Origin of the sequence: Nocardioides pollutisoli (assembly GCF_040045055.1) — a bacterium.
In the GTDB taxonomy this organism is placed as follows: domain Bacteria; phylum Actinomycetota; class Actinomycetes; order Propionibacteriales; family Nocardioidaceae; genus Nocardioides; species Nocardioides tweenelious.
On the sequence record NZ_JBDZDU010000001.1, the window covers coordinates 3,649,655 to 3,662,057 of the forward strand.

General features: G+C 70.7%; 12 protein-coding genes. 9 read left to right on the top strand and 3 right to left on the bottom strand.

The genetic code is table 11. The features are described from left to right. Positions 1-25: 25 nt before the first annotated feature. Genes ABLE68_RS17950 through ABLE68_RS17960 form a run of 3 tightly spaced genes read right to left on the bottom strand, consistent with a single transcriptional unit; the run spans position 26 to position 2,705 of the window. Positions 26-856, bottom strand: a complete 831-nt coding sequence (locus tag ABLE68_RS17950; protein ID WP_348873202.1) for an ABC transporter permease — start codon at positions 854-856, stop codon at positions 26-28. Beyond that, complete coding sequence (locus ABLE68_RS17955; RefSeq protein ID WP_348873203.1) at positions 853-1,857, bottom strand: ATP-binding cassette domain-containing protein; 1,005 nt, start codon at positions 1,855-1,857, stop codon at positions 853-855. Before ABLE68_RS17955 ends, ABLE68_RS17950 begins: the two co-directional genes overlap by 4 nt. A gap of 53 nt (positions 1,858-1,910) precedes the next feature. Then, a complete protein-coding gene (locus ABLE68_RS17960; protein WP_348873204.1) occupies positions 1,911-2,705 on the bottom strand; it encodes a maleylpyruvate isomerase family mycothiol-dependent enzyme in 795 nt (264 codons plus the stop codon). 105 nt (positions 2,706-2,810) lie between these two features. Here ABLE68_RS17960 and argC point away from each other — a divergent pair, with 105 nt between their 5' ends. The 9 genes from argC to ABLE68_RS18005 are packed head-to-tail and all read left to right on the top strand — an operon-like array spanning position 2,811 to position 11,975. After that, positions 2,811-3,848, top strand: coding sequence for an N-acetyl-gamma-glutamyl-phosphate reductase (argC, locus tag ABLE68_RS17965; RefSeq protein ID WP_425475640.1), 1,038 nt, complete (start codon positions 2,811-2,813; stop codon positions 3,846-3,848). Further along, positions 3,845-4,996, top strand: coding sequence for a bifunctional glutamate N-acetyltransferase/amino-acid acetyltransferase ArgJ (argJ, locus tag ABLE68_RS17970; RefSeq protein ID WP_348873206.1), 1,152 nt, complete (start codon positions 3,845-3,847; stop codon positions 4,994-4,996). The genes argC and argJ overlap by 4 nt, the downstream gene beginning before the upstream one ends. Then, positions 4,993-5,931, top strand: coding sequence for an acetylglutamate kinase (argB, locus tag ABLE68_RS17975; protein WP_348873207.1), 939 nt, complete (start codon positions 4,993-4,995; stop codon positions 5,929-5,931). Before argJ ends, argB begins: the two co-directional genes overlap by 4 nt. Beyond that, positions 5,928-7,097: an acetylornithine transaminase gene (locus tag ABLE68_RS17980; protein ID WP_348873208.1), complete on the top strand. Its 1,170-nt coding sequence runs from the start codon at positions 5,928-5,930 to the stop codon at positions 7,095-7,097. Before argB ends, ABLE68_RS17980 begins: the two co-directional genes overlap by 4 nt. Further along, the gene (gene argF / locus ABLE68_RS17985) at positions 7,094-8,017 is read left to right on the top strand and encodes an ornithine carbamoyltransferase (protein ID WP_348873209.1); all 924 of its coding nucleotides are present in this window, start codon (positions 7,094-7,096) and stop codon (positions 8,015-8,017) included. The genes ABLE68_RS17980 and argF overlap by 4 nt, the downstream gene beginning before the upstream one ends. Beyond that, the gene (locus ABLE68_RS17990; RefSeq protein ID WP_348873210.1) at positions 8,014-8,547 is read left to right on the top strand and encodes an arginine repressor; all 534 of its coding nucleotides are present in this window, start codon (positions 8,014-8,016) and stop codon (positions 8,545-8,547) included. Before argF ends, ABLE68_RS17990 begins: the two co-directional genes overlap by 4 nt. Next, positions 8,544-9,980: an argininosuccinate synthase gene (argG, locus tag ABLE68_RS17995; protein WP_348873211.1), complete on the top strand. Its 1,437-nt coding sequence runs from the start codon at positions 8,544-8,546 to the stop codon at positions 9,978-9,980. Before ABLE68_RS17990 ends, argG begins: the two co-directional genes overlap by 4 nt. Then, the gene (gene argH / locus ABLE68_RS18000) at positions 9,980-11,410 is read left to right on the top strand and encodes an argininosuccinate lyase (RefSeq protein ID WP_348873212.1); all 1,431 of its coding nucleotides are present in this window, start codon (positions 9,980-9,982) and stop codon (positions 11,408-11,410) included. Before argG ends, argH begins: the two co-directional genes overlap by 1 nt. Further along, positions 11,394-11,975, top strand: coding sequence for a DNA-3-methyladenine glycosylase (locus ABLE68_RS18005; protein WP_348873213.1), 582 nt, complete (start codon positions 11,394-11,396; stop codon positions 11,973-11,975). The genes argH and ABLE68_RS18005 overlap by 17 nt, the downstream gene beginning before the upstream one ends. Positions 11,976-12,403: the final 428 nt, after the last annotated feature.

Genomic DNA, 12,403 nt, shown 5'->3' on the forward strand with positions numbered 1-12,403 from the left:
TCGTCGCGCCCGACTGGCCGTCTCATCACATCTTGCGCGAGTAGGACCTCACGGAGAGCGGCAGGAAGACCGCCACGATGAGCGCGCAGCCGAGCAGCGCCCAGCCGACGTTGGCAGTGACCTGGCCGTCGTTCATCAGGTCGCGCACCGCGGAGATGACCAGTGAGACCGGGTTGATCTTCACGAAGGCCTCGAGCCAGCCGGGCAGCGACTCCGGGGGCACGAAGGCGTTCGAGAGGAAGGTCAGGGGGAACATGATCATCATCGAGATGCCCTGCACGGCCTGGGCGCTCCGGGCGCGGGTGCCGAGGTAGGTGAAGATCCAGGCCAAGGACCAGCCGGCGATGATCGTCAGCAGCCAGCCGGCGAGAACGCCGGGCACGCCGCCGCCGGGGCGGTAGCCCATCAGCATGCCGGTCAGGATCGTCAGCGTCGCGGCGGTCGCGTAGCGCGCCAGGTCGGCGATGGCCGGTCCGACGAGCGGCGCGATCCGCGCGATCGGCAGCGACTTGAAGCGGTCGAAGACGCCCTTGTCCATGTCCTCGCGGAGCTGGACGCCGGTCGCCATCGAGGCGGTGAGCGCCGTCTGCGCGAGGATGCCGGTGATCACGATCGGCAGGTAGTTCTCGACGCTGCCCGAGATGGCGCCGCCGAAGATGTAGGCGAACATCGCGGTGAAGAGCAGCGGCTGGAGCGTGACGTCGAACCACTGCTCGGGGTTGCGGCGCATCTTCTTGAGGGCGCGCCAGGCCATCGCGAGGCTCTGGTCGAGGGTGTCGCGGAGCGACGGGCGGGTCACGAGGGTGCGGTCGAGCACCTGGGTCGTCTCGTGCTCGGCGAGGAGTGAGGTGCTCATCGGACGGCCTCCATCTGGGGCTCGATCAGGGACTGGTTGGTCTCGTCCTCGGCGGCGTGGCCGGTGATGGCCATGAACACCTCGTCGAGGGTGGGCTTCTGCACGGTCGCGGAGGCGATCGAGAGGCCTGACTGCCGCAGCGCGATCAGCACGTCGGCTGCCTGGTTGGCATCGGTGAGCGCGACGTTCATGCCGCCGGACTCAGGAGTGAGGACGGGTTCCTCGCCGAGGACGCGTCGTACGACGTCCGCCGCGCCCGCGGTGTCGGCGCTGTCGGCCATCCGCAGCTGCAGCGTGGAGCTGCCGACCGAGGTCTTCAGCTCGTCGGGGGTGCCCTCGGCGACCTTGATGCCGCGGTCGATGACCGCGATCCGGTCCGCGAGCTGGTCGGCCTCGTCGAGGTACTGCGTGGTCAGCAGGACCGTGCTGCCCTCGCGGATCAGGTCGCGGATGGTCTCCCACATCTGCCCGCGGGTGCGGGGGTCGAGGCCGGTCGTCGGCTCGTCGAGGAAGATCAGCGGCGGCTGCGAGATCAGGCTGGCCGCGAGGTCGAGCCGACGGCGCATGCCGCCGGAGAAGGTCTTGATCTGCTTGTCCCGGGCCTCGGTGAGCCCGAAGCGCTCGAGCAGGTCGGCGGCGGTGGCCTTCGACCTGCGCGACGAGAGACCCTGCAACCGGCCGAAGAGCCAGAGGTTCTCCGAGCCGGTGAGGTTCTCGTCGACGGAGGCGTACTGCCCGGTCACGCCGACGAGCTGGCGGATCATGTGCGGATTGCGGCGTACGTCGACGCCGAAGACGCTCGCCTCTCCGCCGTCCAGCGGCAGCAGGGTCGCGAGCATCTTCAGGGTGGTGGTCTTGCCGGCGCCGTTGGGGCCGAGCACACCGAAGACCTCGCCGCGCCGCACCTCGAGGTCGATCCCGTCGACCGCGCGGAAGTCGCCGAAGGTCTTGACGAGCCCGGAGGCCGCCACGGCCAGGTCGGTGTCAGGAAGTCGTGTCATGGCTACACCCTGGACCCGGCCGGTTTCACTCTGCCTTCACCGCGGTTTCAGCGCTAGGTGAGCGGGTGGTTCACGCAGGTGCGGAAGAGGTCGTAGATCTCGCGGTCCCCGGTCACCGAGATCTCGCTGTCGTCACCGCGCCGCCACAGCCAGGCGTCGAGCGCTCCGGCCGGTCCGCGGACCACCGCGTCGGCGTCGATGCCCGGATCGGGGACGACGCAGATGTCGTCGAGGTCGTGGTGGTCCCCGTCGGGATCGGTGCCCGAGAAACGCCCGAGCTGGACCCACACCGACTCGTCCCGGTCGGTGACGTCGACCCGGACGTGGTGGGGGAGTCCGGAGAAGGAGCCCCACGGCGGCTTCCCGCCGAACATCACGTCGAGGGCCTCGTCGACACCGTCGGCGGCCAGCTCGGGATCGAGCGCGGTCACCTGCCCGGCCGTCTGCTCGGCGTCGAGCCGGTGGATCAGTGCCTCCTGCGCCTGTCGGCGGTAGGTGAAGCCGACGGTCTGCTCGTCGGACCAGCTCCACGCCGGCTCAGCCGGGTCGGCGGCGCGGAGCGCGGCGATCAGGGCGGCGGAGTACTCGTCGAAGGCAGCCAGCAGCCCGTCGTACGACGCGGGGCGCTCGGGTCCCTCGGCGTCCTCGTCGGCCGGAGCGGGCCGGGTCGCGATCGTCGTGCCCCAGAACCACTGCACCTCGGCGAGGTGCCAGAGCAGGTCGGCCGCGTCCCAGTCGGGACACCCGGGCACCCGCGCGCCCGGATCACAGTCGGCCAGCACCGCGCGGAAGCGCGCCGACTCCTGCTCGAGGTGTCGGAGGTAGTCGTCGAACGCAAGTCTCGCCATAGTGGGGAAACCTAGACCGGCCCGCCGACGGCCCGCATCCGAGTTCCACCCGAGTTGCCATCACCGGACCCCGCTGCACATGAACATGCAAAGGTCTGTATAGTCATGCATATGACGAGGAAGAGCGTCGCTGTCGCCGGAGCCAGCGGGTACGCCGGAGGCGAGCTGTTGCGCCTGCTGCTGGCCCATCCCGAGGTCGAGATCGGCGCCCTCACCGGGGCGTCCAACGCGGGTCAACCGCTCGGTGCGCTCCAGCCGCACCTGGTGCCGCTCGCGGACAGGGTGCTCGTGGAGACCTCCCTGGAAACCCTGTCCGGCCACGATGTGGTCTTCCTCGCACTCCCGCACGGCCAGTCGGGAGAGATCGCAGCCCAGCTGGGCGATGACGTCGTCGTCATCGACTGCGGCGCCGACTTCCGGCTCGCCGACCCCGCGGCCTGGGACAAGTTCTACGGCGGCACCCACGCCGGCACCTGGCCCTACGGCCTCCCCGAGCTCCCCGGCCAGCGCGCGCTGTTGACCGGCGCGTCCCGGGTGGCCGTCCCCGGCTGCTACCCGACGATCTCCACCCTCACCCTCGCGCCCGCCATCGCGGCCGGGATCGTCGAGCCCGACGTGGTCGTGGTCGCGGCGTCCGGCACCAGCGGTGCCGGCAAGGCCGCCAAGCCGCACCTGCTCGGCAGCGAGACCATGGGCAACGTCAGCGCGTACGGCGTGGGCGGCACCCACCGGCACACCCCCGAGATCACCCAGAACCTCTCGACGCTCGTCGACGGCACGGTGAGCGTCAGCTTCACGCCGCTGCTGGTCCCCATGCCGCGCGGCATCCTCGCCACGTGCTCGGCGAAGCTCACCAGCGACCTCACCGCTGACGAGGCCTACGACGTCTACGCCAAGGCGTACGCCGACGAGCCCTTCATCCACCTGCTCCCGCAGGGCCAGTGGCCGCAGACCAAGTCCGTGATGGGCTCCAACGCCGTCCACCTCCAGGTGACGGTCGACGAGGACGCACGACGACTCGTCGCCGTCGGTGCGGTGGACAACCTGTCCAAGGGCACCGCCGGCGCTGCCGTCCAGTGCATGAACCTCGCGCTCGGCCTCGACGAAGGCCTGGGCCTCTCAACGGTAGGAATCGCCCCGTGACCATCACCACCCCCGCAGGCTTCCGGGCCGCCGGCGTCGCCGCCGGCCTCAAGTCCACCGGCGCCAAGGACGTCGCGCTCGTCGTCAACGACGGCCCGACCTTCGACTCCGCAAGCGTCTTCACCGCCAACCGCTGCAAGGCCAACCCGGTCCTCTGGAGCCAGGAGGTCGTCAAGGACGGCACCGTCCGCGCGGTCTTCCTCAACTCCGGCGGCGCCAACTGCTACACCGGCCCCGAGGGCTTCCAGACCACGCACGCCGTGGCAGAGACCGTCGCCGGCAGGCTCGGGATCGGCGCCGGCGACGTCGTCGTCTGCTCGACCGGGCTGATCGGCCTCACCAACGACCGCTCCGCGGTCCTGGCCGGCGCCGAGGCGGCGTACGACGCCCTGGCGGCCGACGGCGGGCAGCAGGCGGCCGAGGCGATCATGACCACCGACTCGGTCAGCAAGCAGGTCGTCGTCGAGGGCGCGGGCTGGTCCATCGGCGGCATGGCGAAGGGCGCCGGCATGCTCGCCCCACAGCTGGCCACGATGCTCGTCGTCCTCACCACCGACGCGGTCGTCCCTGCAGCCGACCTCGACGTCGCGCTGCGTGGGGCGACCCGGGTCAGCTTCGACCGGCTCGACTCCGACGGCTGCATGTCCACCAACGACACCGTGACCGTGATGGCCAGCGGGGCCAGCGGGATCACCCCGTCGCTGCCCGACTTCACCGACGCGCTGACGCAGGCCTGCACGGACCTCGCGATGCAGCTGCTCCGCGACGCGGAGGGCGCCGACCACGAGATCGCGATCACCGTGCTCAACGCGGCGAGCGAGGACGAGGCCGTCGAGGTGGGCCGCAGCGTGGCCCGCTCCAACCTCTTCAAGGCCGCGGTCTTCGGCAACGACCCCAACTGGGGCCGGGTGCTCGCGAGCATCGGCACGACCGGCGCACAGTTCGACCCGGCCGACCTCGACGTCGCCATGAACGGCGTCTGGGTCTGCAAGCAGTCCACGCCCCACGCAGACCCGGCCGAGGTCGACCTGAAGCCGCGCGAGGTCAGCGTCACCATCGACCTCAAGTCCGGCGACGCGCGGGCCACCGTATGGACCAACGACCTCACGCACGCCTATGTCCACGAGAACAGCGCGTACTCCTCATGACCGACATCGCTCACACCCGCCACGACCCGAGCAAGCCCGACCAGGCGAAGGCCCGGACCCTCGCGGCCGCGCTGCCGTGGCTGAAGAAGTACCACGGCAAGATCGTCGTGGTGAAGTACGGCGGCAACGCCATGACCGACGACACCCTGAAGCGCGCGTTCGCCGAGGACATCGCGTTCCTGCGCTTCGCGGGCTTCAAGCCGGTCGTCGTCCACGGCGGCGGCCCCCAGATCTCCACGATGCTCGACCGGCTCGGGATCGAGTCCGAGTTCCGCGGCGGTCTCCGCGTCACGACCCCTGAGGCGATGGACGTCGTCCGGATGGTGCTCGTCGGCCAGGTGCAGCGCGAGCTCGTTGGCCTGATCAACGAGCACGGCCCGCTCGCGGTCGGCTGCTCGGGCGAGGACGCCGGCCTGTTCACCGCGACCACGACGGGCACGATCGTCGACGGCGAGGAGGTCGACCTCGGGCTGGTCGGCGAGGTCACGCACGTGCGCCCCGAGTCCGTGCTCGACCTGATCGAGGCGGGCCGGATCCCGGTCGTCTCCAGTGTCGCGCCCGACATCCACGGCCGCGTGCACAACGTCAACGCAGACTCCGCAGCGGCCGCGCTCGCCGTCGCGCTCGACGCCGAGAAGCTGCTCGTGCTGACCGACGTCGAGGGCCTCTACCTCGACTGGCCCAACTCCGAGGACGTCATCGGCGAGATCGGCCCCGAGGCGCTCGCGGAGATCATCCCGTCGCTCGCCTCCGGCATGGTGCCGAAGATGAAGGCCTGCCTCCAGGCGGTCGAGGGCGGCGTCCCGCGTGCCACCGTCGTCGACGGCCGTGAGCAGCACGCCGTGCTCCTCGAGCTCTTCACGCAGGAGGGCGTCGGCACCCAGGTCCTGCCCGGCGTGGAGACCAAGACCCGGAAGGCGAGGGACTCCCAGTGAGCGACTACCAGCAGCGGTACGCCGCCAGCCTGATGAACACCTTCGGCCCGCCCAAGCTCGTGCTCACGCACGGCCAGGGCGCCCACGTCTGGGACGAGGACGGCAACGAGTACGTCGACTTCCTCGGCGGCATCGCCGTCAACGCCCTCGGTCACGCCCACCCCGCGCTGGTGGAGGCGGTGACGAGCCAGATCGGGAAGCTCGGGCACATCTCCAACTTCTTCACCAGCGAGCCCCAGGTCGAGCTGGCCGAGAAGCTGCTCGGGCTTCTCGGCAGCTCGCCCGGGGAGGGCAAGGTCTTCTTCACCAACTCCGGCACCGAGGCCAACGAGGCGGCGTTCAAGCTGACCCGCCGCACCGGGCGCACCCACGTCGTGGTCGCCGAGGGCGGCTTCCACGGCCGGACCATGGGCGCGCTCGCGCTGACCTCGAAGGAGGCCTACCGCGCTCCCTTCGAGCCGCTCCCCGGCGACGTGACGTTCGTCCCGTACGGCGACGCCGACGCGCTCGCGGCCGCGGTCACCGACGAGACCGCCGCGATCCTGCTCGAGCCGATCCAGGGCGAGGCCGGCGTCGTGGTCCCGCCCGAGGGCTACCTCGCCTCCGCGCGCACCATCGCCGACGACCACGGCGCCCTGCTCTGGCTCGACGAGGTGCAGTCCGGCATGGGCCGCACCGGCCAGTGGTTCGCCCACACCGGTGTCACGCCGGACGTCGTCACCGTCGCGAAGGGCCTCGGCGGCGGCTTCCCGATCGGCGCCTGCATCGCGCTCGGCGCAGCCGGCGACCTGCTCCAGCCCGGCAACCACGGCACCACGTTCGGCGGCAACCCGGTCGCCTGCGCCGCCGCGCTCGCCGTGATCCGGACGATCGAGGACGACGAGCTGCTGGAGCACGTCACCGTCCTCGGCCAGAAGCTCCGCGACGGCCTCGCCGCCGACCCGCGGGTCACCGAGGTCCGTGGCGAGGGGCTGCTCATCGGCCTCGACCTGTCGGCCGACGCCTCGGCCGAGGTGGTCGCCGCCGCCCAGAAGGCCGGCTTCATCCTCAACAACCCGACCCCCAAGCGGATCCGGCTCGCGCCGCCGCTCGTGCTCACGGTCGACGACGCCAACGCCCTCCTGGCCGCCTGGCCGGGGATCCTCGACGAGGCGGGCCTGCAATGAGGCACTTCCTCGCCGACGACGACCTCAGCCCGGCCGAGCAGGCGCAGGTCCTCGACCTCGCGTTCGAGCTCAAGCAGGCGCCGTACGACGCGAAGCCGCTGGCCGGCCCGCGGACGGTCGCGATGATCTTCGACAAGCAGACGCTCCGCACCCAGGCGTCCTTCGCCGCGGGCATCGCCGAGCTCGGCGGCTTCCCGATGCTCGTCGACGGGGCCCTGGCCGGTATCGGCGTCCGTGAGTCCGTCCACGACGTCGCGCGGGTCATCGGCCGCCAGGCATCGATGGTCGTGTGGCGCACCTACGCGCAGAGCAGCCTCGAGGAGATGGCCGAGCACTCCGGCGTCCCGGTGATCAACGCGCTCACCGACGACTTCCACCCGTGCCAGCTGCTCGCCGACCTCCTGACGATCCGCGAGCACAAGCAGACGCTCGCCGGCCTCACGGTCGCCTTCGTCGGTGACGGTGCCTGCAACATGGGCAACTCCTGGCTGCTCGCCGGTGCGACCGCCGGCATGCACGTCCGGGTCAGCTCGCCCGACGGCTACGCCCCGTCCACCGACATGGTCGAGCGTGCGGCCGCGATCGCCGCGACCACGGGCGGCTCGGCGGTCCTCGAGCCCGACCCCGTTGCTGCCGTCACCGGGGCCGACGTCGTCGTCACCGACACCTGGATCTCGATGGGCAAGGAGGACGAGGCCGCAGCCCGGGCCGAGGTCTTCGCGCCGTACTCGCTCACCGCGGCCCTCTTCGAGCAGGCCAAGCCCGACGCCATCGCCATGCACTGCCTGCCCGCCTACCGCGGCAAGGAGATCGACGCCGAGGTCCTCGACGGTCCGCAGAGCGTCGTGTGGGACGAGGCCGAGAACCGGCGCCACGCCCAGAAGGCGATCATGTCCTTCCTCTGGGAAGCCCTGTCATGAGCGCCACGCTCCGTCCGGCCACCAAGAGCGCCCGCCACCAGCGGATCGTCGAGATCGTCACCCACCACGAGGTGCGCTCGCAGACGGACCTCGCCACGCTCCTCGCCGAGAGCGGGCTCGGCGTCACCCAGGCCACGCTGTCGCGCGACCTGGTCGAGCTCGACGCCGTCAAGGTCCGCACGCCGAGCGGCGCGCTCGTCTACGCCGTGCCCGCCGAGGGCGGCGACCGACGACCCGCGGTGCCGGGGGAGACCGCCGCTGCCGCGGCCCGGCTGGCCCGCCTGTGCGGCGAGCTCCTCGTGAGCGCCGAGTCCAGCGCCAACCTGGTCGTCCTGCGTACCCCGCCCGGTGCCGCCCAGTTCCTGGCCTCGGCGTTCGACAAGGCCGAGTTCCCTGAGATCCTCGGCACCATCGCCGGCGACGACACCGTCCTGGTGATCGGACGTGAACCGGAAGGCGGCGAAGCCCTCGCCCGCCGGTTCCTCGCCCTCGCCGACGACACCCACCAGCAGAAGGAAGAAACTCCGTGAGCAAGGTCCTGACATCCCTCCCCGTCGGCGAACGCGTCGGCATCGCGTTCTCGGGAGGGCTGGACACGTCCGTCGCCGTTGCCTGGATGCGGGAGAAGGGCGCGATCCCGTGCACCTACACCGCCGACATCGGGCAGTACGACGAGCCCGACATCAGCGGTGTCCCCGGCCGCGCGAAGCAGTACGGCGCCGAGATCGCCCGGGCCGTCGACTGCCGCCGCCAGCTGGTCGAGGAGGGCCTGGCCGCGATCGCGTGCGGTGCCTTCCACATCCGCTCGGGTGCGCGGACCTACTTCAACACCACGCCGCTCGGTCGCGCCGTGACCGGCACCCTGCTGGTGCGTGCCATGCACGAGGACGGCGTCGACATCTGGGGCGACGGCTCGACCTTCAAGGGCAACGACATCGAGCGGTTCTACCGCTACGGCCTGCTCGCCAACCCCGAGCTGCGCATCTACAAGCCCTGGCTGGACGCCGACTTCGTGCAGGAGCTCGGCGGCCGCGCCGAGATGAGCCAGTGGCTCACCGAGCGCGACCTGCCCTACCGCGACTCGAAGGAGAAGGCCTACTCCACCGACGCCAACATCTGGGGCGCCACCCACGAGGCCAAGACCCTCGAGCACCTCGACGTCTCCCTCGAGACCGTCGAGCCGATCATGGGCGTGAAGTTCTGGGACCCCTCGGTCGCCATCGAGACCGAGGACGTCACGATCCGGTTCGAGGCCGGTCGCCCGGTCGCGATCAACGGCACGCGGTACGACGACGCGGTCGCGCTGGTCCACGAGGCCAACACCATCGGTGGTCGCCACGGCCTCGGCATGTCCGACCAGATCGAGAACCGGATCATCGAGGCCAAGTCGCGCGGCATCTACGAGGCCCCCGCGATGGCGCTGCTCTGGACGGCGTACGAGCGCCTGCTCAACGCGATCCACAACGAGGACACCATCGCCAACTACCACGCGCAGGGCCGCCAGCTCGGCCGGCTGCTCTACGAGGGCCGCTGGCTCGACCCGCAGGCGCTGATGATCCGCGAGGCCATCCAGCGCTGGATCGCCTCCCTGGTGACCGGCGAGGTGACGCTCCGGCTGCGGCGCGGTGAGGACTACACCGTCCTGCGCACCGACGGTCCGGCGTTCTCCTACCACCCCGACAAGCTCTCGATGGAGCGCACCGAGAACGCCGCGTTCGGTCCCACCGACCGGATCGGCCAGCTCACCATGCGCAACCTCGACATCGCCGACTCGCGCTCCAAGCTGGAGATGTACGCCGCCCAGCCGCTCGACCAGGGCCAGGTGCTCGTCGAGAACGGCACCCTCTTCGGCGAGATCGAGGCCGGGGGAGGCGAGCGGATCGCGATCAACCCGGTGATCTCGCAGGAGGCCCTCGACGACGAGGCGCTCGACCACGCCGCCATGGAGTTCGGCACCGACTGATGAGCGACAAGGAAGCCACCAACACCGGCAAGCTCTGGGGCGGCCGGTTCGCCGACGGCCCGTCTCCCGAGCTCGACGCGCTCTCGCGCTCGACGCACTTCGACTGGCGGCTCACGCCGTACGACCTCGCCGGCTCGCGGGCGCACGCCAACGCACTGCACCGCGCCGGCCTGCTCACCGACGCCGACCACCTCGAGCTGCTGCGCGGCCTCGACGTCCTGGGGGAGAAGTACGCCGCGGGAGTCCTGCTGCCCGACCCGAGCGACGAGGACGTCCACGGAGCGCTCGAGCGGCTGCTCCTCGTGGAGGTCGGAGCCGAGATCGGCGGTCGGCTGCGCGCCGGTCGTTCGCGCAACGACCAGATCGCCACCCTCTTCCGGGCGTTCCTGATGGACCACTCGCTCGCGATCGCGGGCCAGGTCCTCGACCTGGTCGACGCGATCGCGGGACAGGCGACCGCGCACCTGGCCGGGCCGACGATCATGCCGGGGCGCACCCACCTCCAGCACGCCCAGCCGGTGCTGCTGTCCCACCACCTGCTCGCCCACGCCTGGCCGCTGCTGCGCGACGTCGACCGGCTCACCCAGTGGCGCGCCCGCACGGCCGCCGAGTCGCCGTACGGCTCCGGCGCGCTCGCCGGCCAGAGCCTGGGCCTGGACCCGCGCCTGGTCGCCGCCGAGCTCGGCTTCACCGGGTCCAGCGCGAACTCGATCGACGGCACCGCCGCCCGCGACTTCGTGGCCGAGTTCGCCTACGTCACGGCCCAGATCGGTGTGGACGTCAGCCGGATCGCCGAGGAGGTCATCCTCTGGTCGACCCGCGAGTTCGCCTTCGTCACCCTCCACGACTCCTGGTCGACCGGGTCGAGCATCATGCCGCAGAAGAAGAACCCCGACATCGCCGAGCTCGCCCGCGGCAAGTCCGGTCGCCTGATCGGCAACCTGGCCGGACTGATGGCCACGCTCAAGGCCCTGCCCCTGGCCTACAACCGGGACCTCCAGGAGGACAAGGAGCCGGTCTTCGACTCCGTCGACACCCTCGAGGTGCTGCTGCCGGCGTTCTCCGGCATGGTCGCGACCCTGACCTTCAACGCCGAGCGGATGGCCGAGCTCGCCCCCCAGGGCTTCTCGCTCGCCACCGACATCGCCGAGTGGCTGGTCCGCGAGGGTGTGCCGTTCCGGATCGCCCACGAGGTCGCCGGCGCGTGCGTGCGCCGGTGCGAGGAGCTCGGCATCGAGCTCGCCGACCTCACCGACGAGCAGTTCGCCGAGATCTCACCCGCCCTGACGCCCGCGGTCCGTGACGTCCTCACGGTCGAGGGCTCGGTCGCCTCCCGCGACGGCCACGGCGGCACCGCGCCGATCCGGGTGGGCGAACAGCTCAGCGACCTTGCCGCCCTCGTCGATCGACACCGTGCCCGGCTCGCTTGATCTCTCCGGGCCGGTCCTCGAGGAGGCGCCCCGGTTGCTCAACGCCGTGCTCCGGCACGGCGAGGTCGCCGTCCGCATCACCGAGGTCGAGGCGTACGACGGCCCGAACGACCCGGGGTCCCACGCCTACCGTGGGCAGACCCCGCGCAACGCGATCATGTTCGGCCCGTCCGGCTACCTCTACTGCTACTTCACCTACGGGATGCACGTCTGCTGCAACGTGGTGTGCGGACCCGAGGGGACGCCGAGCGCGGTGCTCGTCCGGGCGGGGGAGATCGTCGACGGGCTCGAGGTCGCTCGGGGACGCCGCCCCGGCGCCAGCGACCGCGACCTGGCCAGGGGACCGGCCCGGCTCTGCAAGGCGCTCGGCATCGAGCTCTCGGACAACGGTGCGGACCTGTCGACCGGACCCGTCACCCTCGCGCTCGGCACCCGCCCGCCGGACATCTCGACCGGGCCTCGCGTCGGCCTCCGGGGCGCGCCCCACCGGCCCTGGCGGTTCTGGCAGACGGGCGATCCGACCGTCTCGACCTACCGCCCAGCGGCCCCGTTGCGCCCTCGCTGAGCGTGCGAGCACCCCGATTTTGGCGTCTCCGGGGAGCGCTGCTAACGTTCTTCTTGTCGCGCTGAGCGGCGCCCCCAACTCAGGCTGAGAGGCCAAAGGTCAGGGGTGCTTCATGCCCGGCGCTGGCGAGGATCGCCCCGAGTTGACTCGGTCGATCTGAACCGGTAAGTTTCTGCAGGTTGCCCCGCCGCTGGTCTGAAAAGATCAGGACGGTGTGCGTCTGATTCTTGAGAACTCAACAGTGTGTCATAGTCGACGAATTAGTTTGTTTGTTTTACCCGTCGATCTGGCTTGGATCCCCTTGGGGGTTCGGGTTGGTTGACGATTTCTTTGACAATGATTCTGACAATTTGTCAGTGTCTCCTGTCAGGGGCAACTTTTTGTTTTCAACGGAGAGTTTGATCCTGGCTCAGGACGAACGCTGGCGG